At 65.6% G+C, this 22,018-nt stretch carries 26 protein-coding genes; 20 read left to right on the forward strand and 6 right to left on the reverse strand.

Going from position 1 to position 22,018, the window contains the following annotated elements; all coding sequences use genetic code 11:
* The first annotated feature begins 186 nt into the window (after positions 1-186).
* The 4 genes from VF992_10285 (at position 187) to VF992_10300 (ending at position 3,559) form a co-directional block, all read left to right on the forward strand.
* Positions 187-2,436, forward strand: a complete 2,250-nt coding sequence (locus tag VF992_10285; GenBank protein HEX9341535.1) for a hypothetical protein — start codon at positions 187-189, stop codon at positions 2,434-2,436.
* Positions 2,437-2,522: 86 nt separating this feature from the next.
* Positions 2,523-2,741 (forward strand): AbrB/MazE/SpoVT family DNA-binding domain-containing protein, encoded by a 219-nt coding sequence (locus VF992_10290; GenBank protein ID HEX9341536.1) that lies wholly within the window; start codon positions 2,523-2,525, stop codon positions 2,739-2,741.
* On the forward strand, positions 2,731-3,201 hold the full coding sequence (locus tag VF992_10295; GenBank protein ID HEX9341537.1) for a type II toxin-antitoxin system VapC family toxin: 471 nt from the start codon (positions 2,731-2,733) through the stop codon (positions 3,199-3,201). Before VF992_10290 ends, VF992_10295 begins: the two co-directional genes overlap by 11 nt.
* Before the next feature lie 25 nt (positions 3,202-3,226).
* Positions 3,227-3,559 carry a hypothetical protein gene (locus VF992_10300; protein ID HEX9341538.1) on the forward strand — a complete coding sequence of 111 codons (333 nt, stop codon included), beginning with the start codon at positions 3,227-3,229 and terminating at the stop codon, positions 3,557-3,559.
* Positions 3,560-3,594: 35 nt separating this feature from the next.
* Here VF992_10300 and VF992_10305 read toward each other — a convergent pair whose 3' ends face one another.
* The 4 genes from VF992_10305 to VF992_10320 all read right to left on the reverse strand — a co-directional run bounded on the left by VF992_10305 (position 3,595) and on the right by VF992_10320 (position 7,038).
* Positions 3,595-5,613: a right-handed parallel beta-helix repeat-containing protein gene (locus VF992_10305; protein ID HEX9341539.1), complete on the reverse strand. Its 2,019-nt coding sequence runs from the start codon at positions 5,611-5,613 to the stop codon at positions 3,595-3,597.
* A gap of 256 nt (positions 5,614-5,869) precedes the next feature.
* Positions 5,870-6,232: an aspartyl protease family protein gene (locus tag VF992_10310; GenBank protein HEX9341540.1), complete on the reverse strand. Its 363-nt coding sequence runs from the start codon at positions 6,230-6,232 to the stop codon at positions 5,870-5,872.
* Between the two features lie 108 nt (positions 6,233-6,340).
* Entirely contained in the window at positions 6,341-6,757 is a 417-nt protein-coding gene (locus VF992_10315; protein HEX9341541.1) for a PIN domain-containing protein, read from the reverse strand.
* Complete coding sequence (locus VF992_10320) at positions 6,754-7,038, reverse strand: hypothetical protein (protein HEX9341542.1); 285 nt, start codon at positions 7,036-7,038, stop codon at positions 6,754-6,756. Before VF992_10320 ends, VF992_10315 begins: the two co-directional genes overlap by 4 nt.
* A 108-nt stretch (positions 7,039-7,146) precedes the next feature.
* Here VF992_10320 and VF992_10325 point away from each other — a divergent pair, with 108 nt between their 5' ends.
* The 3 genes from VF992_10325 to VF992_10335 all read left to right on the forward strand — a co-directional run bounded on the left by VF992_10325 (position 7,147) and on the right by VF992_10335 (position 8,368).
* Positions 7,147-7,395 carry a hypothetical protein gene (locus VF992_10325; protein ID HEX9341543.1) on the forward strand — a complete coding sequence of 83 codons (249 nt, stop codon included), beginning with the start codon at positions 7,147-7,149 and terminating at the stop codon, positions 7,393-7,395.
* Positions 7,396-7,537: 142 nt separating this feature from the next.
* On the forward strand, positions 7,538-7,840 hold the full coding sequence (locus VF992_10330; protein ID HEX9341544.1) for a ribbon-helix-helix protein, CopG family: 303 nt from the start codon (positions 7,538-7,540) through the stop codon (positions 7,838-7,840).
* A gap of 138 nt (positions 7,841-7,978) precedes the next feature.
* Entirely contained in the window at positions 7,979-8,368 is a 390-nt protein-coding gene (locus VF992_10335; GenBank protein ID HEX9341545.1) for a DUF3368 domain-containing protein, read from the forward strand.
* 103 nt (positions 8,369-8,471) lie between these two features.
* On the opposite strand, the gene VF992_10340 is transcribed toward VF992_10335, so the two are convergent.
* On the reverse strand, positions 8,472-13,157 hold the full coding sequence (locus tag VF992_10340; GenBank protein ID HEX9341546.1) for a S8 family serine peptidase: 4,686 nt from the start codon (positions 13,155-13,157) through the stop codon (positions 8,472-8,474).
* Between the two features lie 336 nt (positions 13,158-13,493).
* Between VF992_10340 and VF992_10345 the strand changes: the two genes are divergently transcribed.
* From VF992_10345 to VF992_10355, 3 genes are all read left to right on the forward strand, one after another.
* On the forward strand, positions 13,494-13,655 hold the full coding sequence (locus VF992_10345) for a hypothetical protein (protein ID HEX9341547.1): 162 nt from the start codon (positions 13,494-13,496) through the stop codon (positions 13,653-13,655).
* A 199-nt stretch (positions 13,656-13,854) separates the two neighbouring features.
* Positions 13,855-14,103 carry an antitoxin VapB family protein gene (locus tag VF992_10350; GenBank protein ID HEX9341548.1) on the forward strand — a complete coding sequence of 83 codons (249 nt, stop codon included), beginning with the start codon at positions 13,855-13,857 and terminating at the stop codon, positions 14,101-14,103.
* Positions 14,100-14,474, forward strand: a complete 375-nt coding sequence (locus VF992_10355) for a type II toxin-antitoxin system VapC family toxin (protein HEX9341549.1) — start codon at positions 14,100-14,102, stop codon at positions 14,472-14,474. Before VF992_10350 ends, VF992_10355 begins: the two co-directional genes overlap by 4 nt.
* A gap of 23 nt (positions 14,475-14,497) precedes the next feature.
* On the opposite strand, the gene VF992_10360 is transcribed toward VF992_10355, so the two are convergent.
* Positions 14,498-16,558: a PKD domain-containing protein gene (locus VF992_10360; GenBank protein ID HEX9341550.1), complete on the reverse strand. Its 2,061-nt coding sequence runs from the start codon at positions 16,556-16,558 to the stop codon at positions 14,498-14,500.
* Positions 16,559-16,736: 178 nt separating this feature from the next.
* Between VF992_10360 and VF992_10365 the strand changes: the two genes are divergently transcribed.
* The 10 genes from VF992_10365 (at position 16,737) to VF992_10410 (ending at position 21,956) form a co-directional block, all read left to right on the forward strand.
* The gene (locus tag VF992_10365; protein HEX9341551.1) at positions 16,737-16,859 is read left to right on the forward strand and encodes a hypothetical protein; all 123 of its coding nucleotides are present in this window, start codon (positions 16,737-16,739) and stop codon (positions 16,857-16,859) included.
* Between the two features lie 278 nt (positions 16,860-17,137).
* Complete coding sequence (locus tag VF992_10370) at positions 17,138-17,371, forward strand: AbrB/MazE/SpoVT family DNA-binding domain-containing protein (GenBank protein HEX9341552.1); 234 nt, start codon at positions 17,138-17,140, stop codon at positions 17,369-17,371.
* A gap of 1 nt (position 17,372) precedes the next feature.
* On the forward strand, positions 17,373-17,798 hold the full coding sequence (locus tag VF992_10375; GenBank protein HEX9341553.1) for a type II toxin-antitoxin system VapC family toxin: 426 nt from the start codon (positions 17,373-17,375) through the stop codon (positions 17,796-17,798).
* Between the two features lie 240 nt (positions 17,799-18,038).
* Positions 18,039-18,374 carry a hypothetical protein gene (locus tag VF992_10380; protein HEX9341554.1) on the forward strand — a complete coding sequence of 112 codons (336 nt, stop codon included), beginning with the start codon at positions 18,039-18,041 and terminating at the stop codon, positions 18,372-18,374.
* On the forward strand, positions 18,304-18,795 hold the full coding sequence (locus tag VF992_10385) for a type II toxin-antitoxin system VapC family toxin (protein ID HEX9341555.1): 492 nt from the start codon (positions 18,304-18,306) through the stop codon (positions 18,793-18,795). Before VF992_10380 ends, VF992_10385 begins: the two co-directional genes overlap by 71 nt.
* Positions 18,796-18,800: 5 nt before the next feature.
* Complete coding sequence (locus VF992_10390; protein ID HEX9341556.1) at positions 18,801-19,370, forward strand: hypothetical protein; 570 nt, start codon at positions 18,801-18,803, stop codon at positions 19,368-19,370.
* 405 nt (positions 19,371-19,775) lie between these two features.
* Complete coding sequence (locus VF992_10395) at positions 19,776-20,507, forward strand: DNA-processing protein DprA (GenBank protein ID HEX9341557.1); 732 nt, start codon at positions 19,776-19,778, stop codon at positions 20,505-20,507.
* Complete coding sequence (locus VF992_10400) at positions 20,479-21,141, forward strand: hypothetical protein (GenBank protein ID HEX9341558.1); 663 nt, start codon at positions 20,479-20,481, stop codon at positions 21,139-21,141. Before VF992_10395 ends, VF992_10400 begins: the two co-directional genes overlap by 29 nt.
* A gap of 80 nt (positions 21,142-21,221) precedes the next feature.
* Complete coding sequence (locus VF992_10405) at positions 21,222-21,578, forward strand: hypothetical protein (protein HEX9341559.1); 357 nt, start codon at positions 21,222-21,224, stop codon at positions 21,576-21,578.
* A gap of 252 nt (positions 21,579-21,830) precedes the next feature.
* The gene (locus tag VF992_10410; GenBank protein ID HEX9341560.1) at positions 21,831-21,956 is read left to right on the forward strand and encodes a hypothetical protein; all 126 of its coding nucleotides are present in this window, start codon (positions 21,831-21,833) and stop codon (positions 21,954-21,956) included.
* Positions 21,957-22,018 lie beyond the last annotated feature (62 nt).

Here is a 22,018-nt window from a genome sequence, read left to right on the forward strand (position 1 = left end):
CGAGCACGTTCCTCCGCTAGAGAGGAGGACGGCGTCAAGGTAGCTGGGGGAGATGCCCGAATGTGAAAATCCGAACTCGGGAGGAATGAGAAATGGCGTTGCGGTGGTTACCGTCGTTCAACACCCGACTTGTTACAGAACCAACCGTTCGCAACCGTTAAGCCGCTCGTTTCCCTCCCTTCTATCGTGCGCATCGTTGTGGCGTGGGTGCTTGCAGCAGCGCTGTTCCTGTCGTTCGTGGGAACGGCCCGTGCGATGGCTCCCCCGCCGACCGAGCGGCCTCTCGCGACGACGCCCGCGATCGCCGATGGCGCCCGGGACCTGAGTCCCGATGCGCGGACGCCCGCTCCTGCGGCGGCGAACGGCCCTGCGGCCTGGCGACCCTTCTACAACGCGAGCGGGTACGCGCGGAACGTCGTCGTGGACGGCGCCCGAGGACGCATCCTCGTCACCGCAGACTTCGTCCTCTTGAATGGCTCTCAAGCCCCCGCCCTCCTCGTCTTCAATCTCGCGGGGACCCTGCAACTGTACGTGAGTCTCCCGCAGGACGTGACGGGTGCGGCCCATTCGATGGCGATCGAGCCGTCGACGGGCGACGTGTTCATCACGACGCTCGCCTCCACGATCTTCCGGGTCGATCCGACGGCGGGGGCGATCCTCGCAGAGTGGCCCGTGAGCGGTGACCCGGATGTCCTCTCGTATGCGGCCGGGGCGCTGTACACCGCGAACGTGTCGGCGCTGCTCAAGGTGTCCCCCTCCACCGGGGCGATCCTCTCGAGCTGGGACCTCCCCGCCCATGCAGTTGGACGCGACCTATATGTCGACGCGAGCGCGCGTTGGGCGTTCGTCTCCGACGACGTCTACGCCTACCGGATCGACCTGGCGGACGGCTCCCGCATCACGCTGGGATCACGGGCGATGTTCGCGCCCTCGGCCGATGAGGCGCGCGTCTTCATGCTCGCGGACTCCGAGGGGTTCCGGGAGGCGTGGGTCTCGAACGGGACGATTGACGCCCTCCCCGTCACCGAGCAGCCGAACCTCTACTCGTTCCGCGCGAATCCCCGAACGGACGTCCTCGCCTTCGCATACGACGGGGTCTTCCGGGATCCGGACAACGGCACGAGCATCCAGCTCCCTCTTTCCTTCTCCGACGTCACGTGGACGGCGGACGGCTCGGCCCTTGTCGGCGTCACGTCCGCGCCGGGATACGACGGCTCGTTCGCCGTGGGCACGTGGAGCGGGACGCCCTGGATCGACGCCCCGAACCCATGGGTGACCGACCCCGACCGGGATCCGACGTGCGCCTCGATCATGAGTGCGACCATGATGGCGACGGGCTCCATCCAGGTCACGCGGGACGGCGCGCCCTACCTGCCGAACGTGACGTGGGAGGACGAGGTGTGCTTCAACCTCGAGCGGAACTGGGGGGCGAAGGACCTCGCGGACGGCGACCACACGGCGCGGGTGACGGGCCTGGACCGGCTCCTCCAGTCCCTGGACGAGACCGTGACCTTCACGACGGACACGACCCCGCCGGCGATCGTCGTGACGTCGCCCCTGGAGACGGCCGATCTTCCGTACGTCCTCGCGGGCTGGGTGGACGAGCTGCATCCGGGATCCGTGTGGGTCGGCGGCGCGCTCGCGGACCTCGTCGGGACGGCGTGGTCCTTCCCGGTGAACCTCGCCCTCGGAAACAATTCGTTCCGCATCGAGGCGTGGGACGCCGTCGAAAACGCCGCGAATGCGACCGTCACGATCCGGTACTGGCCCGCCCACGTGAACGACCTCACGAACGCCACGGAGCACTTCGTGGTCTCCGTGCCGCCGGGGTGGACGGGGCAGGTCGACTTCCCCTTCGGGGCCGTGAGGGCGAGCGCCGCCCTCATCGGGCCTTCGGAGTCCCCGAGCCCCGCCGTCCTGGCGATCGTCACGGCGCGGGACGCGACCCTCGTCGAGACGGCGGCGTATGCGCACGCGCAGGCGTCCCAGGCGCAGGCGTACATCGTGAGCCAAGGCGCCACGATCGTCGTGCCGGTGCACGACTTCACCGTGGACGGCCACCCCGCGGCGGGGTTCGAGGCACGCGTGACGATCGATGGCGTCCCGACCCGGTACGTCCAGACGGTCGTCGCGTCGGCGGTGTGGCTGCGGTTGTACATATTCACGTTCACCGTGCCGGAGTCGAACTGGCCGCGGTACCAGGAGGCGGACGACTGGATCTTCGAGGGATTCCGGATCGAGGCGGAGCCTCCGGCCGAGGGAATCTTCGGCATCCCGACTTGGATGGTCGCGGCGATCGCCATAGGAGCGGCCGTCGCGGGGGCCGTAGCCGTCCTCCTCTGGCGTCGGAAACGAAAGGGCGGACCTCCGGCCGAGCCCGTCCTCCAGGAGCCGGCGACCCCCGGACCGTTCGGAGACGATTGGCCCCCTCTGTGAGTCCCATCCCGCCCTGGGAAAGCGATGGGGTACATATGCATCCCACTACCCACACGTATTTATCCCACGACGCGATGATTGTCCCGATGGCGCGAACCAAACTCGACGAACGGGGACGGATTTCGATTCCCGCTCCGCTCCGGCGCGAGCTCGGCTTAGAGGACGAGGCGGAACTCGTCGTGGAGCGCGAAGGCTCCAAGCTAATCCTTCGGAAGGTCGCTCCCGAAATCCCGACGGTGAACTCCCGGGGAGGCTGGAGGAAGAAGCCGGTCGTCACCGCCGCGGAGGCCCTCGGTGGACCGTAAGTTCGTCGACGTGAACGCAATCGCCGTGTTCCTGGACGAGAGCCACGTCGGCCACTCGTACGTGCGGTCGGCGCTGGGGCCGGGCTTGGAGGGAACCTTCCAGCTCGTCCTCGCGTCCTATCTGCTCCTGCGCGCCCGTTGGGTCCTCGTCTCCGAGTGGGGAGTCCGAGGGTCCGACGCGGATCGGGCCGTCGAAGCGTTGGCACGGCTGCGGTTCCCCCGGTACGTCGACGGGGACGGGAGGGTCGTGGTGCGGGCGATCGGACTCTCCAGGGAGCTCCGCCACGACGTGTACGACTGCTTCCTCGTCGCCCTTGCGGAGAAGGGGGAGGCGACGCATCTCATCACGACCGATGTGGGCCTTCGCCGCGTCTGCGAGAAGGTGGGCGTCCACTATGAAAACCCGGTCCCACGCAAGGTCCTGGCTGAGTTCGGCCGGGCCGGACGACGTTCCTCCTGAACGCGAATCCCCCGAGGCTCTCGAGGTGAGGCGTCTCGTCGAGGAAGGGCGTCTACGAATCCGAAAGGGAGGTCGACCGCGCACGGAGTGGAACCTCGACCACGGGGAGGCCGCCGTGCTCGCTATCGCCCGCCGGGCGAAGGTCGACGAGGTCATCGCGGACGACAGGGCTGCGTTCGGCGTCGCGAAGTACCTCGGACTGAGGCCCGTGAGCGTACCTTTCCTCTTACTGCGGGAACGCCGCGCGGGACGCTTCACGCAAGGAGACTTCGAGGCGACGATCCACCGCTCGGTCGGGACAGGCTACTACCTGTCGCGCGAACTGCAGGACCGGCTCGTGGCGGCGGGACGTGGATGAGTCCCGGTCGATCCTCGCCGGAACGTGGAGAACCGTCACAGGCCCGGAGGCCGCGGGGCTTCGGGACCCACCGGCCCTCCGGGAGCCCCGGAGGGCTCCGCTGCGTAGGACTTCGGCGGCCGGCGTCTCCGGGTACGAAAGACGAGAACCGCCACGACGACGGCCGCGGCGGCACCGGCCCCAATTCCGCCGAAGACGAGGATCGGCAACCCGAAGATCCCCGTCGGGTTCGGGGGGAGGGTGATCTCGAAACCCGCGAGCATCCGCTCAAACGTCGCGTTTAGGATCACGAAGTTCGCGTCGCCGGCGGTGAGGAGGAGGAACCACGATCGCGTGTGCGCTTCGCTCACGACGTACGCGACCTTCTGGACGACCGGGAGGCCGGTGTACCGGATCACGAACGACACCGCGGAATGGTTCGCGATCGTCCGGAAGTCGGGCGCGCCATCCAGGTAGGCGCTCGGCAGCAGGACCCGAATCTGGGCGAGGGTCTCCGTCACGAAGCGATCCAGGTAGTCGTGCGTCTCCCGCACAGTGGGGTCGCGGTCCGTGTCGACGAGGATCGATGCCGGGAGGCCTCCCACGCTCCCGCTCATCACGAGTTCCGTGACGTTGCTTCCCTCCGTCACGTTTAGCTGGCGGGTCCAGCCCACCGGCACGGGAAGGCGGAAGCCCGCAGGATGCTCCAACGTCACGAGGGCGAGGACGGGAATCGGAAGGATCGCCAACGTCTCCGTCATCGCGGCGGTCGCGTGGCGGACGTCGGTGACCGTGAGCGTAACCGTGTACGTGCCCTCCGTCGCATACGCATGGATCGCATCGGGCACGGAGGCGGTCGCCGTCGCTCCGTCCCCGAAATCCCATCCATACGCGAGGGGCCATCCCTCGGGGTCGTACGAGTCGACCGCGACGAACGAAAGCGGCTCTCCCGGATACGGGGAGGGAGCCTTGGCGTAGAAGGAGGCGACGGGCGGGGCGTTTGGCGGATTCACCGGGACGAGCGGGTATCGGTCTCGGTTGTTTGAATCGATTGCGTAGGGCGTGTCCCCAAGGCCGTCGGATCCCGGACAGACGTCCTGTGCGGGTCCTCCGCAGTCGTCCCAACCTTGGTAGTCGGACCAGAAGTTGCCCCCGGTGGGATAGCCCCCGTCCCAGGCGCTGGCCCCGCTGTTGTCATCGACTCCCTGCCTCGTATTCTCGACAAACCGGTTGTGGTAGATCTCGACGTCCGTCGCCCCTTCCAGCCGCAGACCACCGTGATTCGCCGTGAGATCGTTCTCGTCGACCGTCACATTGGTGGCGAGTCGGACGAGGATTCCTCCGCCGTTCCCATTGAGCGAGTTGCCTTCGATCGTGCCCTCCTGGGCGAGAATCGCATCGACGCCGACCCCCATGCCCGAGACCCGGTTCCCGGTGATTGAGAAGCGCCGCACCCCGTTCACCTCGATTCCCCATCCTCCGGCATATCCGGAGATGTCGGAGGACCCGATGACGACGTCCTCTCCATCGAAGAAAGCGATGCCGTCCGTGGACGGCCCTGAGACGTTGGCTCGGAGGATCGTCAGGTTCGACGACTGACGCGCCTCGATGCCCCAGTAGAAGGAGCGAATGACCACGTCCGCAATGCTCACCCGTTGGGCTCGTTCCATGTGGATTCCTTCCCAGCCGGTCGTGATGTCGGCGGAGGAGATCGAAATGTCGCTGACCTCGAGGAGCCGGATGCCGGCATCGCTGATCGAGAGATTTGACGCGCCCACCTCGCCGTGAGACACGTTCGTGAACCGGATCCCATCGTTCGGAGGGGCGCCGCCCTGGACCGTGACGTTGCGGATGGAAAAGGGAGCGGTCGTGTTCCGAATATCGATGCCGTTCGCCGCGGATGCGTTGATCTCCCAGTTCTCGATGACGTACGGATCCGCCGGCGTCCCGGAGCCGCCCGTGACACCGTTCGCGGCGTTGAACTCAGCGTCCCCCTCGATCAGGATGGGATTATGGGACGTGAGCGCGGGGCGAATCGAATTCGCGGGCGTCGCCGCGGGGAATCCCGTCGCCATCGCGGGAGCTAGACCGGTGGAGGTGAGGGCAATGAGGACGACGAGAGCAATGATCTTCGATCGGGTCGCCGCGAATCCCTCCGCGATGCGATAGTGGCACGGGTCTTATACGTTCGGTTTGGCAGGACGGACGCGCCAAGCGGAACCACGGGTGGATCTCCCGTCCTGGCCGCGGCAGAGGCGTATTGCTTCGATCTCATCCCAAACGATGAATCCGCAGCCGCTCGTGCGCGCGCGGCGAGCGTGGCCCTTCGGTTCACGTTGCGGGATAGAGGATCCCCGCCTTCGGCACCAGCTTGTTCTCGACGGGGTCGACGGCGAATCCGAGGGTCTCCAGCGTCGTGAGCCCGACCAGGTTCCGGTCGCCGAGAATTACGGGGACCCGGAAGCTCTGCCCTTCGATTTCGAGGAGGGCGAGGCCGACCGGGAACTCGATCGTGCCTCCGACGACCGCGAAGCGGGTGTGCCGCTCGGGCGGGATGCCCAGCCGCTCCGCGATCGTCCGCTCGACCATCGAGTGGGTCGCGCCGGTGTCCACGAGCACCCGCTCGAGCTCCACGGAGCCCCGCGGGCCGTGCACCCGCACCCGAGCGTAGACCTCGCCCACACGCGATGCCATCGAGTCCCTCGGTATGAAGGGACGGGCTACATGCACGTTACGGTCGGGAGGGCTGTTCCTCAATGGAGGATTAGGCCCACCGCCATGGCCGCGATTCGAGGCAAGGCGTCACGCGAGTCGTGCGACCCAAGGATCCAGCTTGCCGTCGAAGCTCGCCACGCGGTCGACGTCCAAGGCCCGGACTTGCTCGACGATCGTCCAGTCCGTGAAGCTGAGGGGCGTGTCCCGGCGGACGAACGATTCCCACGCGCGCCGGACCGTCCCTTCATCGACGTGGAGCAGGGCGACCATTCCGGGCTCTCCCTTCTCCGGGACGAAGAAACGTCCAACGTCGAGGGCGATCCGTCGGCTCTTCGTCCGCACGAGAGCCAGGGTCACCGCCTCGTCCAGCACGAAGTCCGAGGAGTACCCGGTCCCATGCGTCCCCTCGCGGACCTCGGAGAGGATCTCCAAGGCTCGGCCGTGATGCGGATCGCGCGTGTTGTGGGCCGCGACGACGACTCCCGTGTCGAGGAAGACGCTCACGCGTCGTCCCCGTACACGACCGAGTCGATGTCCTCCTCTCGGGTCTCGACGCCCCAATCGCGGACTCGACGGAGGAACTGCTTCCAGACCTTGTCCGGGATCGGGTACTGGATTCCGAGGATGTGAGCGGCGAGGGCGTCCTCGTCGGCAAGCCCCTTGTCGACGAGCAAGGCCACGAGCTCCTGCTTCGTGATCTTCTTCCGCGTCTTCAGGTAGACGCGGGCCGCGAGGGCGGTCAGGCGATCGTCCGTGACTTCGGAGACCTTCACGGTCGTGGGCATGTCTGGTATACAATCATGACCGGTATACAAAGGTTTTGAATCCGGTCTGCGGAAGGGGCGAACCGTTTCGATCTTCAGCTGCGCCCGATCCGCGTCGTCAGCATCGACGTGTCCCACCTCCCGCCCCCGGAAAAGATGCGCCTATACCGGGCGTTGGACGGCTACGCCACGGTCAAGCGCCGGGGGCGGAAGCGGTACGAGCGGAAGGTCGCGGGCTTCCTCAAAGAAGTCGGCGGCTGGCGGGTGGGCCGCGGGGCCGTGGTCGTCCCCGAAGCCGCCCTCCCACGGCTCGAGGAAATCCTGTCCCGTGCGAAGGCGAAGCGGTGGACGATCGCCGCGTGGGCCCAGCTGCCGTGACCCGCCGATTCAGCGCTCTACGATGACCCCGCGCGTCGACATGGCGAGGAAGATGATCGTCCTCGCGAGCCGAAGATGACGCCAGGCTTCGGACGTCAACCTTGGGAAGGTTTATGTGTGTGCATTGCATACAACGCATACAGTGACCGAAGTCACCGTCTCGGCGCGGATTCCCCGTGACATGGATAAGGAAGTCGAGGAGATCATGCGGGAGGAACACCTCGAGCGATCCGCGGCCATCCGGAAGCTCTTGCACCTCGGCCTCGACCGATACCGGCAGGAGCGCGCGCTTCGGCTCCTCGCGGAGGGCAAGGTCACCCTCTCCCGCGCCGCAGAGATCGCCCGGATGAGCCTCTGGGAACTCGCGGATCTCGTCCGCGAGCGGAAGATCGCTTGGGTGGCGGACGACGCACTCGACGACGTGAAGGGCCTCGCACGGAAGTGACGGGGTGAGCCGATCGCCCGGACGGAGCCGTACGTCTTCGACGCCTCGCCGTTGATCTATCTCGCCAAAGCTGAAATCGTTCCGAGCCTTGCGCGCTTGCCGAATGCATTCCTCGCCCCACCCCGCGCCCGAGATGAGGTGATCGACGCGGGGCGGCGGAAGGGGGCCGCCGAGGTTCTCTCGCTGGAGCGCCTCCTCGCCGAACGGCGGCTGCGGATCGAGCCGGTGCGCTCGAAGCCCCTGCTCGCCCGCCTTCGCGAGGACCCCCGGCTCTCCGAGGCGGACCGGGAAGCCGTCGCGTTGGCGGCGGAACGCCGTGGTCGGCTCGTGGCCGACGAGGCCCCGTTGCGCTCCACGGCACGGACCTTGGGAATCCCCATCGGCGGATCGGTCTTCCTGCTCGCGCGTCTCGTGCAGACGGGCTTCCTCGCCCGGTCGCACGCCCGCGAGGCTCTCGACCGGATGATCGCCCACGGCTGGTACTGCTCCCCCGCCCTCTACCGGTCTGCCGCAGCCCTCTTCGATTGAGGTCTTTCGCGCCTCTCGTTCGACCGGAACTTCTCCGAGGCCGGGTTCGGCGTCCTCCCGTCATGACGTCTCACGGAACAGGGCGGCCCGCGCCGGGTGGGTTTCAGAGCTGCTCTTCCAGCTTCGGAGGCGTCGCGGTATCAGGGCTCTTGGGGCGGCGCCGGCGGCCGAGGAGGAACCCAAATACGAAGGCGACCACAGCCGCCACGATGACCCCGAGGAACAATCCGGTGAACACAGCATTCCCGGTCGCCACGGAAACGTTGTCCGTGGTGACCGTAACCGTCGCCTCCCCTTGATTGCCGGCCCTGTCGAGGGCCCGGACGACGATCGTGTGAATTCCGTCTCCTGCGGTGTTCGTGTTCCATGAGTACGAGGTCGTGCCGGTCACGTCCCGGGCCTGTCCGTCGATTACGAGCGACAGCTGCAGCAAGTTCGTGTCGGAGGCGGACCATGTGATCGTGTTCGTGCCCCGCAGATTCGCGTTTGCCGTGGGCGCGCTGATGCTGACCTGGGGCGCGGTGTTGTCGACGTTCAACACGAGGCTCGCACTCTTGACATTGCCGGCCGAATCCGTGGCGGTCAACGTGAGCGTCTGCGACCCATCGGCCAACGTTCCGCTGTCCAGGGAGTAGCTGGTGCGCCCTGCGACGTCCACGCTCAAGCCGCCGAACGACAGGGTGAGCGACTTCAGATTCGCGTCGGCGGCGATGAAGAACACGGTAACCGTTCCCCGAACCCAGTCGTTGCCCGCGGGAGAGGTGAACGCCGCCGTCGGAGCGGTATTGTCCACGACCACGCTTTGCGACGTTGTCGCGCTGTTACCTGCCGCGTCGGTTGCTGTCACTGTGACGGAGCGCGTGCCGTCCGCGGTTCCCGTTGTGTCCCACGTGGCGGTCCACACACCCGTGACGAGGTCGCGGACCATCGAGCCGGCAGCGGAACCGGCGACGAACGAGACCGAAGCGATGTTGTTCACATCGGACGTCGCGGCTTGAAGAGTGACGGTACCGCGCAGTTGCGCGTTCGCGGTTGGCGCGAGAAGCGAAACGGCGGGAGCGGTTGAGTCCACGATGACTCTGATCTGGACCACGACACCGGACGGCAATCCGGACGCGCTGATGACCAGGAACTCGGCGTAGGAGCCGTCCGCTGTGCCCGCCGGCACGGAGACATTCGCCCACAGCGCAACGCTCGTCCCCGCACCGACGGGAGGGATGAACATCGGGGCCGTGGTCGCGGGGAAGGCGGAAAACTGCGGAGGCGGAGCCAGCCCGAAGAATGCGCCGCCCAGATCAAAGCCCGTGGACAGCGTGAACGGAACGGTGAACGTCTTCCCGGGCTGGGTCACCACCGTGACCGGGCCTCGCGGGTTCAGTTTCACGACGCTCGCCGTACCGGTCAGGGCCTCTCGGATCGGGCCGCCTCCGAAGAGGACGTCGTGCAGCGCGAACGTGTACAAGCCGGGAGCGGGCTGGACGAAGCTCGAGCTCGTCGGCACAATCACGTAGTCCGCCGTCGTCCCGGTTCTCGTGCTCCAATTGAATCGGCCGCTTCCGAGGTACGGGCTAAACGAGGAATCTCCCGGGACGCCGCTCGGCGTCAGCGACCAGATGTCTACATCCGTTTGGGACCCGGTCCACGCCACGTCGGCACGCAGCGCCACGGTGTTCGGGTCGGTGACATCGACGAACCAGAGCTTCCAATCGCCCGCCTCGTACCGCCACCGCCAATCGAAATATCCGTCGACGCTCGATGGATCGTAAATCTGCGCGGATCCACCCGCGGTGAGAGGGGCCGAGAGCGTCGACGCGTCAACCACGCGCGGCACGACGACGGAGACCGGCGCGGCGGTCACGTTCCCGGTTGCCGGTGAGATGAGGATTTGTCCCTCGTAGACGCCCGGATTGGTGCCCGCCGGCACCGCGAGGGTCGCGGACCAGACCGCGGGGGAGGTCGGGGAGGCGGAGAAAGTCCCCGGGAGTGTGATCCAGGACCACGCGACCCGTTGGAAGAATTCGACCTGGATCGTGATGGGCATCCGGACGAACGTGTGTCCCGGCGCCGGGGCCTGGGAGAACCAGAGGAGAGGCTTTCCCGCGAAGCGCATGGTCGGGAAGCCGACCCGCGCCTCCACCGTCGTGCCGGCGTTGTACCCATAGTTGAACACGCGCACTTCTCCAATCTGCGGCAAGCCGTCGCCGTTCGCATCGACCCAGTCGCCGACAATGATCCGGGAGCGGTTGTCCCAGTTGTGATCGCCGTTCGAGTCGAGGTAGTTGTAGGGCATGATCGCCCGGACCACCATGAGGTCCGCGGACCCCGGGATGGCCGTTGGCGGGAGGACACTCAACGCGCCAAATCCTTCGAGCCACCTTCCCGCGAGGGCGCTCGTATTCGTTAGGATTGTGAGGCCGGACCCGAGGCGCGTGTGCCAAACCGCAGAGATCGTGCCCGACACGGTGCCGCTCGCCGCCTCGATCTCAAACGATGCGTTCGTGGATTGCCCCGGATGGAGCGATCCCGCGAACCAGCTCGTGTCGCCGATGGGCCGGGCCGGCGGCGCGACGCTGAGCTGCTGGCCGTAGAACCCGAACGCTTGGGCCCATGGGAGGGTGATCCGGGGCCGGACATTGTCCCAGGTGGCGGACGACGACACACGGATGCCCGCGTTCCCCAGGGCGTAGGCAGCCGCGTTGTACACGTTCACCTGACCGGCACCCTGGACGAACGCGTCGTAGCCGAGGTCGATCGCGGTCGACTTCAAGATCGACTTGACCGTGAACGGGGAAGGCGTCGAGTCGTGGGCTCTGCGGAACGCTTCGATCATGACCGCGGCGGAACCCGACGTGACCGGAGTCGCCTGGCTCGTCCCGCCGAACAGCGTGTAGGCGGACGCGCCGCTCCCGCTCCCGAGCCAGACCGGCCCGGCGGTCCAGGCGAAGGCGCCGACCTGCACGAGATCGGGTTTCGGCGCACCGAGGGCGTTCGGGCCCCGCGCGCTCCACGACATCACGTCGTTGTGGAACCCGCCCGCGGTACCCCACCCGGGCCGGGTCCAGTTCATGCTCGTGGACGCGCCGACCGTAATCGCGAGATCGCTGAATCCCGGCTCGGTGACCGTCCCGGAGCCGGAGGCTCCGTTCCCGCCGGCGTGGACCATCACGGTGCCGGGGTACGCCGGAGTCGCGTAACCGGGCGTCATCAGCGCGTCCTCGAAGACGGTGAGGACATCGTACCAGGCCCACTGGGCGTCGAAAGGCGTCGTGAGCCAGTCGGAGACGCCCCAGCTGTTGCTGATGATGTCCGCCTCGTGGTTCCCGGTGTAGACCCAGTCACCGTACCGGAGGATGTCGATGTAGTTCGGCACGTAGACGGGCGTGTCCGCCGTGCCGACGAGGTCGAAGCCCGCGGCCCACAACCAGCCCTCGATGATGTCGCCCCACGCGAAGATCGGGACGCCCATGATGTGCGCGCCCGGCGCGATGCCGGGCCCCGCGAGCGGGTGGTTCGATTCCCGGCCCGCGGCGCTCGCCGCGACGCTCGTGCCGTGGCCCTCCCAGTCGTAGATCATGGCGATGTGATCGCCTTTCGGATCGAGCGGCATTAGGACCCTGAAGCGGGTCGTCGGATCGGGCGACAGGCCCCAGATGTCGAGGAAGTTCCCGAGACTTCCGGCGGAGATGTCCGGGTATCCGTCGCCGTCCATGTCTCGTGCCGCGACGAGGTTCCCTCCTGCGGGACGAAGCATGGGCTCGTCCGAAAAACTGTAATCCGGCGTGGGCTGGAATCCCTGGAGATACCAATCGAAGGACAGGTCCAGGTACAGCGTATCGTAGACGCCCGCCACCCGGGAGTCGATCACGACCGCGGGGAACAGGTCGATTCCGAAATTCCACTCGAAGAGCACGCCGAAATGATACGTCCCGCTCAGGGAGGACGGAAGCCCGGTGATGTCCATGTCCGTCGGGAACGGGACTCGAAAGAAGTCGGACCATTGGAAGATGTGAGGACCGTAGGACCCGAAGTACGAGAACAAGTCGAACACGTAAATGGCGGGATCCGTGCCGCTGCTGTTCACGAACGTCGACCCGCCGGACGGGTAGCTTCCCAGCTGAATCGACGTGTAGGCGAACGTGCTTCCGTCCGGATCGAAGGACGTCGGCAGTCCGTTCGCGTCTCGGGCGGCCGATCCGTTGCCCAGGTTGAATGCCCCGAGGTCGACGCCCGTGTCGACGATGGCGATCGTCGCACCCGTTCCGGTGACCCCGAGCTGAGTCCAGGCGCGTCGCGCGCCCGTGAAGTTCACGACATCCCGCATCGTGATCTCCGGTTTCCCGTCGACCGGCTCTCTGGGCAGCGCGGAGGGTTGGGGACGCACCAGGCCCTGCATCGGTGCGGGAAGACGCGAGTCGACCGCAGGTTTGTCCGGCGCGCCGAACCCGATCGGCCGGTCTTTGAGAACCGTGAGAACCGATGGCAGCGCCTGCAGCTCCGCAATTCGCGGCGCGTCCGTCGTCCCGCGAATGAGCCGGGCGTTTCCGATGGCGGGAAGGATTCGTGGCGCGCTCAAGAGAGCGAGGACCTCGGACGCAGGAGCCGTCGCGTCCATGGCGACCAGCACCGAAACCGTTCCGGCGGCATCTTTCAAATCGGGGTCGAAATACCGGTTGGTCTTCGAGAAGGGAATCTGGGGATCGAAGCCGCCCGCGGTCCCTCCTCCGATGCGCGACGATTGCAGCGGAGCGAGGGGTGAGGACCCGGCGAGCTGGAAGAGAGCCAAAATCACAACAGCAACGAGAACAATCGACGACGCGGTTAGAGCATGGCGCAACCTAACCCCTCGCGAAACGACGAATCCATAAGCGGAGCTTAAGCATTTCCCGGAATGGGCAGGAAGCGGTCGTTGTCCCTCTAAGTGCTGTAAAACGTACAGCGACCAGCCGGAGCTGCTTTTTCAAATCGTCCTGAACGAACCGCCAAAGGACGACCGCTCCGCCTCCTGCTGAGCGACCGCGTCTTCGACGAGACGGTCACGACCCTGCTCTTTCAGTCGGGTCGTCATGATGTCGCGACCGCAGCGGTCGCGCGATTCTCCGGCCCGAGGCCGGTGGGGAGGGTCCCCGTGTTCGACGCCGCGTGGTCGCTCTTCCTGGATCTTCCCGATAACGGGTGGTCCTTCACGGACTGCACGTCGTTCGTGCTCATGGAGAACTTGGACATCCTCCACGCCCTCTCGTTCGACCGCAACTTCTCCGAGGCCGGGTTCGGCGTCCTCCCGTCCTGACGACCGAACCGTCGGACGCGGCACAAAAGCTTTCTAGACCCCGCCGGATGGCGCGCTCGGAGGGTGGGTCGGAGGAGGAACCGCCGGAACGGGCGGAGTTCTTCGCCGCCCCGATCGTGATCGCGCTGGACGCCCGGATCGCGGCCGAGGACGACGGGAAGCTTCAAGTAGAAGTCAGCAATACATATGTATTGATTCCATGCCAAAACAGGTGCAGCTCAGCGACGACGCGTACGCGACGCTGTCCGCCCTGAAGGCTCCCGGGGAGTCGTTCAGCGACGTCGTCCGGCGACTCGCGGCGAAGAAGGATCTCAAGGCGCTCCTCCAGCTCGGACCCCGGATGCCAGGATGGGACGACACGTCGATCCACCGCCAAGGCGCGGCGGCCGATCGCAAGGAACTGCGACGCCTCCTGGGCCGACGCGGTCGAAGGGGCCGGACAGCGTGACCGTGGTCCTCGACAGCTCGTTCCTGTCCGACATCCGACGGCGGGATGCCGGGGCGACCCGCCTGCTGGAGCGGCTCGTGCGGGAGGGGGAGGCCGCGCTTGTCCCGAGTGTGGTGGTGGCCGAATACCTGGCGGGGTCGCGCGATCCCGATGCGGACTTGGCCACATTGGACCGGGCCGTCATCCTAGATGAGTTCCGCGTGGGCGACGCCCGAGCAGCGGCCGCACTCGCGCGGCGGCTCTTTCGGCAAGGCGCCTTCCCCGGCTGGATCGACGCGTTCGTCGCTGGGTTCGCGAAGGCGCGAGGCGACCTCCGGATCGTCACGCGGAATGTCCGACACTTCCCCGAAAGCCCAACCGTGAGGTACTGACGGATCCGGTTCGGTCACTCGGCCTATAGGGGCGGGGGCGGCGGGGCGCCGGGGGGCCTCGCGGGAGGTCCCTCCGGGGACGCCGGGATGGGAGGCAGAGCCCCCTCGGGCGCGGTGGTCGCGGGCGGGCGGCGGGAGCGCCGCCATAGGAACACGGCCACGCCGGCGACCGCAGCCGCCCCAAGGCCGAGCCCGGCGTACAGGAGGACGGCCGTGGACGACTGGACGCGGACCGTGAGCGTCGTCGACTGTTCCGCTCCGTTGTCGTCCCGGACCGAGACCGTCACGGTGTAGTCGCCCGGGTTCGCGTACGCGTGCGCGGCGGAGGCGTTCGACGTCCAATTCGTCGTCGCGCCGTCGCCCCAGGCGAACCGGTACGCGACGATCGCGCCATCGGCATCCGTGGACGAGGACGCATTCACCCGGACCGATTCGCCGACGGCCGGGCTCGACGCAGACGGGACGGCGGCGGCGACGGGCGGCACGTTTTCGATGTGAATCGTGTCCACGTAGTACCGTGGGGGCGCGTTGAGCGTCTGGGGGACCCCGTAGACCGTCAGGAAGTAGTCCTGCCCCTTCGGCAGGGCCCTCGGAAGCTGCAAGCTGAATTGGACCGAGGGTCCGGTCGGTAGGACGATATCGCGCGACGACAGCGAACCGCTCGCGAGAGACCACGTCGACTGGTAGCTCGCGCCGGAGATCCTCCCCTGGAGGACGAACACCACGTAACGCATCGGCACCGGGAAGGACGGGACGGAAACCTGGAGGAGGCTACCCGCGTGGACCGTGTTGTGCGTCACGGTGAATGGGTGGGAGCTCACGTAGCCGTACCTCGAGTACCACGTCCCTCCGACATCCACGGCGTAGTCGATCGAGAGGTCTTCGGAGGGCATGAGGAACGAGAGTGTGATCCGGCCGTCCGCGTCCGTCGCGGTCTGCCCGCTCGCCAAGATGGAGCTTCCCGTGCGGGCGTAGTAGTAGACGGTCCGGCCCGTCACCGGGTTTCCGTCCAGGTAGACGGTCGCGCCCAGCGATACGGCGCTCCCGGGCGCGTACACGGAGGACTCCGGGTCCCCGAGGACGACGACGCCGGTGTAGGGAGGATTGACGTACCCGGAGAATCCGGCGGAAAGGCTGCCGGAGGTGGCGGTTCCCCGGAACGAAACCTCGTAGAGGGCGCCCGGATGCGCGAACGTAAGCCTCGCGACCCCGCTGGCGTCCGCCGTGGCCGAGGACGACCCGGTCTCGGTCCCTGTCGTGGTCTGGTACTCGTACGTGGAGACGACGAGCGCACCGGCGACAGGCCACCCCGTGGCGTTCGCCACGAAGACGTCGATCGCACTGGACGACGCTCCGACCGACGCGAGGCGGAACCACACGGAGGCGACTCCGGGGGTGCCGGCCCCGATCGTCTCGCTGTCGTACGCGTAGAACCCCGAGCGCTCCGCATTTCCGCCGAAGGAGACGCGGCCCTCCTGCGCGAGGGTTGGCGGGACCGTGAAGGAGCCGACGTAGGTCCCCGTCGCCGGATGCGTCAGGGTGAGGTCTTGGGTGATCGTCGCGGCGCCGGGAACGGCTAAGCTGGCACGAACGACGATGGTATTCGGGTCGAGGAGCGTGCCGTTCTCCGTGAACCGTGCGGTCACATCGACCGTGTCTCCGGGGGACGCGTGAGTCGCGGAGGTCGTGAGATCCAGGGCGAACCACGGACCGAGCTGCAGATAGGCGTAGCCGTAATCGAAGAGCGTCCCGATCCACGCACCCACATTCACGTACACGTAGCCACCGTACACGTCGGTCGCCTGGATCGTGAACGTCGTCTCGTAGACGCCGGTCGACGTCCGGGTTGCCGTGAGGGTGCGCGCGAACGTGCTGACGGTGAGGCTCGTCGCATCGGCGTGGCTGCCGTACTGGAAGACATGCGTGGTGAGCGTGACGGTGGCTCCGAGGGTCGTGGTCGAGAACCCCGGGAGGGTGATGACGTCCATCGACTCGTTCAGGGCCGCCGCGTTCGGCGCGGAAACCACCAGGGCAAGCATCAGGAAGCCGACACCGAACGCGAGGAGCGCCCTAGGAATCGCCATCGAGTCCCGGTCGGGGAGCGGGCGGCGCGAGATAAGGATTTCGTCGAGCCCTCGACGGCCGGGAACCCTCCCGCCCCCGCCGTGAGCGGACCCTGTACCCGAGGACGGCCCACGGACCCTTGGTGGTCACGGGGCCGCTGGCCGCGGACGCGATGGGCCCGGCGGATCGCGGCAACCCGTGGCTCGAGTCCGGAAGGACTTCCCGATGGAGAGGATGGATCGCTTCCTCGCGTTCCTCGAGGCGGGCGATCGGCAGTCGAAAGCGAAACTCGCCCGCGAGTTGCGCCGTCGCCGGACCTGAGTCCACTGGCGAGCCTCGAGACGACCTTCTCTGTCGATCTCCTGCGAGACGTGCCGGCACCAATTCACTTGGCGAGATCGCTGGAGGCCGCGGGAGAGCCGCGATGTGTCACCGCGCCGTGCCTCGTGAGGCGGCGCGGGCCGGGGCGTGACAGCACGAGAGCGTCGTCCTCAGGGGTGTGGATCGTGGCGACGAGGAAAATATGGGTGGTAAGAGATAAATGGCACTTTTCCAGATAGTGGTAATCCTCTTATACGTGGCGGGCTGTCTTGACGCCGATGAGGCCCGTCCTGAAGAAAGTGGACCGCCAAGGCAGGATCGTACTTCCGGCGCGGTGGCGGAAAAAGCACCTGAAGGGAGACAAGGTCTTGCTACGGGATCGTGGGGACGCCCTCGAGATCCTGCCACAGGAGAAGGTCGACCTCACGGCCTACTTCGACGCGGCGGAGGTCGATCTCAAGGCGGACCTTTCGGATTGGCACGGCGTCCGGCGCGAGCTCCGGAAGCGCTAGGATGCCGCGCCGGTTCATCGACGCGAGCGTGTTTGTCCACGCCTACCTCCGCCCAAGGCGGGCACTCAAGCCGCACGAAAGGGCAATCAAGGGTCACGCGAGGACGATCGTCGCTCGGATCGAGCACGAGGAAGAGGTGGCCATCTCGACCGTGCACCTCGGCGAGATCGCCAACGTCCTCGAGGAATGGATGCGCGCCGAGGACGCGAGGGCCGTCCTCCGCGAACTCGTGACCCGAGACAATATCGAAGTCCTTCCGGTGGGTCGCGATGACTTCCTTGAGGCCATGTCCCTCGGATCGGAAGCGGGAGCCGGCACGACGGACGCCCTTGCCGCCGTCCTCATGGGAATCAAGGGGATCACCGAAATCTACTCTTTCGACCGTGCCTTCGACCGCGTCGAAGGGTTGAACCGAATCACCCGCTGATACCCGGTCGTACCGCTGCACCTGCGGCGAGAGGGACCATCCATCTTCCGCCGCACGCATCGGAATCGGCGATGGGCAAAGTCCGGTTCACGTCGCTGGGTAGAGGATCGCTCCTGGCAGGAAAGGTGGGAGGACTGTCAAGGGCGCGAGCGCCGCGGGCCGTCGGTATACGAAGGTTTTGGATCCGATCCCAGGAGAGTTGCAGAAGGTATATGCGGATGTACGGCATACCATATAGCCGTGGAAAAGAAGACCAAGACGACGCTCCTCCTCGACTCGGAGGTCTGGCGGCGGTTTCAGGAGGACGTCTTGCGCCACGAGGGGCCCCGTGCGGTCAGCGCGGAGGTCGAGAAGCTCCTCCGCGGCACGGACCTCGATGGGTTCGCGGAGGCCCTCGCGGAGATCTTCCCGCGTCCCGGACGAGGCTTGCCATCCCTCGGGGAGGTGGAGCGCACGAGGCCGCGGGTGCGAGGGCGGATGGCCGAACTGATTCGGGAGGCTCGGGATGAGCGAGCGGAGCGTGTACTTGGACTCAAGCGCCGTCGCAAAGCGCTACATCGCGGAAGCGGGCACTGAAACGATCGATGCGCTCTACGCGCGCTCCGAGGCTCGGGAGATGCAACTCGGCTTCTCCTTGTGGAACGTCGGGGAGGTCCTCGGCGCCATCGCCCGAGCCCGCAGGGTGCGATGGCTCACCCCGGCCGAGGCTGAAACCGCGGCGTGGTCGTTCGTCGGGGAGAGCATGAAGCTCCGCCGCTTGGGCGCCCTCCGCACCGTGCCCGTCCGCGGGGACCTCCTCGAGGCGGCGATCGCCCTCCTCTTCCGTCGAGACATCGAACAGGCGGACGCGTTGCAGATCGCCACGTGCAAGGACCTCCGCGCGGCCGCCCTGATCTCCGCCGACCGGCGAGTGCTCGAGGCCGCTCGCGCCGAGGGCCTGACCGCCTTGGATCCGGTCCGGGACGAAGCCCGAATCCGGTCGCTCGGGACGGGTTAGAGCCAATGGCCTTGATCTCATCCTTTCCGGTGAGTCCGCAGCCGATCGAATCCATCGAGGAATATGTACTCACGGCAGGGAGGACCTTCCCCCTCTTGGCGCTTGACCCGCCGGAAATGGCCCTGGTCGAGTCGATACGCACGGAGCTTCGGCGAAGGGGGATACTCGGGCGGGGCCGCGACCCTCATGATATCTCCGATGACCGGTTTCCGGTGGCCCAACTTGCTTGGGAACTTGGTCACGGATCGCTTCAGTACGCGGAAGGGTTCATTGGGAAGCAGAGAGACGATCGGAGAGTCGTCCTTATGAGGGACTATCTGGGAGGAGATTACAAACATATCGAGAGCGCATGGAATCTCCTACACGGGAAAGTGGTCGACTTTCTCCCAACCTCATTTTCCGCTTCGACCCCATGGGTTCGCGGTGCGGTATATTTCGGGATCGTGGCCGACGGGCAACTGACCGAGAGGCTGACACAATCGCGGGCAGAGGCGGAGAAGCTCAACGAAGACACACTTTTGTACGGAAGTCCCGTCCTCATGTCATCGAGCTCCGCCGGATCCTGGGAAGGGTGAAGGGTTCCGCAACGCGTGGCCGAGGGCGGACTCGTTCCTGGAAGCCGAGGCGCGATTCAAGGCCCCTGAGGATGTCCCGCGGTTGAACGAATGATTCCGAGCGATCAACCACACGGTCTCGGAATTAGGTCCGTTCTTTGTGAGTGGGCCACACGTTCTCCTTTTGCCGTTTTTCCAGAGTCTCCGGTCCGAAACTCTGGAGCTGAAAATGCTGCATGTTCACTACACCTAATCGGAGAGTTGGTGGTCCGAGCCACCGCTCCCCCGAATCGACAAGATGGTCCGTGAGCCTCCGGTAGTCTGTTGCGGCCGCAGTCGGTGCCCGAACCGCCGATGGCTGTTTCGCCCCCCTCCGGGTTCCAGCTATTTGAAGTACCCGCTACATATGGGGGAGGAGTGCCGGGAATGAGCGCGACCTCGCGAGAAGTCAGCTCATCAAAGGGGGGGTCCCGTGAGACTTGGGTCTCGTCTGAGGAACTCCTTGGGGCTCTGAGCGAGATCGAACAAAAGTACGCCCCAGAAAGGCTCTTCGTGGCTGGAAAGATTGAACTCCCATTGCCCCACCCGAGAGTCGCAATCATTGGCACCAGAACGCCATCTGCCGAGGGGCTGAAGATTGCCTCAAGGATCTCCAAGACCCTTGCGCAGCAGGGGGTGATCATCGTGAGCGGACTCGCACGCGGGATCGATACTGCAGCTCACAATGCGGCAATCGAGGCTGGCGGGAGGACCATTGCCGTCCTGGGAACCCCCCTCTCTCAGAGCTACCCACGCGAGAACGCCGAACTTCAATCGCTCATCATGAGAAGCCATCTCGCGGTTAGTCAATTCGATGAGAAGCATCCCACAACGCGCACGAACTTTGTTGTCCGGAACAGGACGATGGCCCTGATTGCGGACGCTTCGGTGATTATTGAGAGCGGTGAGGGCGGTGGCTCGCTGCATCAAGGGTGGGAAGCTCTGCGCCTAGGGCGACCGCTGTTCATCCACACCCGCGAGTTTGCCAAGCGGGGGCTTGAATGGCCGAGGAAGATGGCCGAGTATGGCGCCGTCGAGTTCAAGGAGCCCAGCGACATCCTCGACTTCCTGCCCAGCGCGAGGCTCGACCTTGCCATCGCTTCGCTTGACTCGACTTGAATATGCCGCTCTCCTTTCGTACACCCCTCGTGAGGGAGGCGCCATCGGCCAGCAGTCCCGCGACCTCATGCGTGCTCTAAAGGACGGACGAGTGACCGGTACACCCCCGACGCCATTCACCAGCATGATTGCCAGTTTCATCGTGAACAACGCCGCCGCGTTGGAACCCGTGAACTCCTTTTTCAGCCCCAACGCAGTCCTCGTCCCCGTGCCCAAAAGCGCCCTGTGGAAGGAGGGTTCCCTCTGGGTCCCGGACCAACTCGCGAATTCAATGGTCCAGGTTGGCCTCGGGGAACGAGTGTCCCGTCTCTTGGTGCGGACCCAGGCGATCCCCAAAGCGGCCACAAGCATTTCCTCGAACAGGCCGAACGCCGTCAGGCACTATCAGACACTTACGGTCCAGATGGACCTCATGCCCATCCCAGAGATCATTCTTGTTGATGATGTCGGGACGAGCGGCGCGGCGCTGCTCGGCTCCGCGAACAGACTTCTTGAATCGTATCCAACCACTCCGATTAGAGGATTCGCCGCGATCAGAACCATCAGTGAGCCGTCACAGTTCGAGAAGATTACTCACCCAGTCGTCGGATCGATTACACTCCGCTCGAGCGGTCGTTGCCGGCGGCAACCCTAGCCGAAACGAGCCGGCGAGCATGCCCGCCTCCCGGTGGCGGCCCGTTACTCTTTTTCCCAAGACCTGTATTCCGAGTGCTGTTGCCCAAAGTCATGCCTGGCCAGATGGCTAGGGTCACAGTTAGCGAAGGCGCGGCTCCCCTTATTGGCGGGATGGAGTTTAGAGGCCTCGTCCTCCGGTTTGCTCCCGAAGGCGGTGAGTACCGCCATGTTGGAGTTATAATCGAGATATCCGAATCCTCGACGGAACAATTCATAGGGCATACCATATTCGCAACCCCGCGACACGAAGAAATGCCTTTGGACAAACCCGATGCGGAAGGGATCGTCATTGTGAACATGGCCCTCCGTACTCCAAGTTCGGCGCTGGTCGCTCGCGGTATCGCATCCCTCGAAATATTGCCAGCAAGGAAAACAAGCTCGGCCCCGAAAATGTGAACGGGTCCCACGTTCGGCGGAGAAGGGCATACAGCCCAAGAAGCCCCGTTGCGTGGGAGAGGCAATCTGTTTCACGGACAACGAAACAGGTCCTAGGCTTGGTTACTGAAGCCCACCGTGGACTGTCAGACGAGTGTCGCAGTCCGCTTCGCGGATTTTGGCCCCGTGCGACGGGGCTGCCATCCTAGTTAACCCGAAAGAACCTTGGTCTGAGAAGGCTTAAATAAGCCCGGCTAGCACGGTGAGAGAAGGATGAAGCGGCTACTCAACAAGACCTCGGAAGACCCAAAGCTCCGGAAGGAGTTCGAGGCGTGGTTCCAGAAGGAACTCAAGAAGTCCGTTGAAGCAGACAAAGAAATCCTCAAGGCCCTCGACTAGCGAAGCCGACGAGTCCATTTCTTGACCCACTTTTCGACATCCTTCAGCGATTCCTGTCGTGT

The sequence above is a fragment of the Thermoplasmata archaeon genome, assembly GCA_036395115.1.
Classification (GTDB): Archaea; Thermoplasmatota; Thermoplasmata; order RBG-16-68-12; family RBG-16-68-12; genus RBG-16-68-12.

What these genes read in the sequence shown, in the direction of transcription:
- VF992_10290 (HEX9341536.1), top strand. Translation starts at nt 2,523, where the DNA reads ATGGCGCGAACCAAACTCGACGAACGGGGACGGATTTCGATTCCCGCT.
- VF992_10305 (HEX9341539.1), bottom strand. Translation starts at nt 5,613, where the DNA reads ATGGCGACGGGATTCCCCGCGGCGACGCCCGCGAATTCGATTCGCCCC.
- VF992_10310 (HEX9341540.1), bottom strand. Translation starts at nt 6,232, where the DNA reads ATGGCATCGCGTGTGGGCGAGGTCTACGCTCGGGTGCGGGTGCACGGC.
- VF992_10320 (HEX9341542.1), bottom strand. Translation starts at nt 7,038, where the DNA reads ATGCCCACGACCGTGAAGGTCTCCGAAGTCACGGACGATCGCCTGACC.
- VF992_10350 (HEX9341548.1), top strand. Translation starts at nt 13,855, where the DNA reads ATGCCAAAACAGGTGCAGCTCAGCGACGACGCGTACGCGACGCTGTCC.
- VF992_10360 (HEX9341550.1), bottom strand. Translation starts at nt 16,558, where the DNA reads ATGGCGATTCCTAGGGCGCTCCTCGCGTTCGGTGTCGGCTTCCTGATG.
- VF992_10370 (HEX9341552.1), top strand. Translation starts at nt 17,138, where the DNA reads ATGAGGCCCGTCCTGAAGAAAGTGGACCGCCAAGGCAGGATCGTACTT.
- VF992_10375 (HEX9341553.1), top strand. Translation starts at nt 17,373, where the DNA reads ATGCCGCGCCGGTTCATCGACGCGAGCGTGTTTGTCCACGCCTACCTC.
- VF992_10385 (HEX9341555.1), top strand. Translation starts at nt 18,304, where the DNA reads ATGAGCGAGCGGAGCGTGTACTTGGACTCAAGCGCCGTCGCAAAGCGC.
- VF992_10390 (HEX9341556.1), top strand. Translation starts at nt 18,801, where the DNA reads ATGGCCTTGATCTCATCCTTTCCGGTGAGTCCGCAGCCGATCGAATCC.
- VF992_10395 (HEX9341557.1), top strand. Translation starts at nt 19,776, where the DNA reads ATGAGCGCGACCTCGCGAGAAGTCAGCTCATCAAAGGGGGGGTCCCGT.
- VF992_10410 (HEX9341560.1), top strand. Translation starts at nt 21,831, where the DNA reads ATGAAGCGGCTACTCAACAAGACCTCGGAAGACCCAAAGCTCCGGAAG.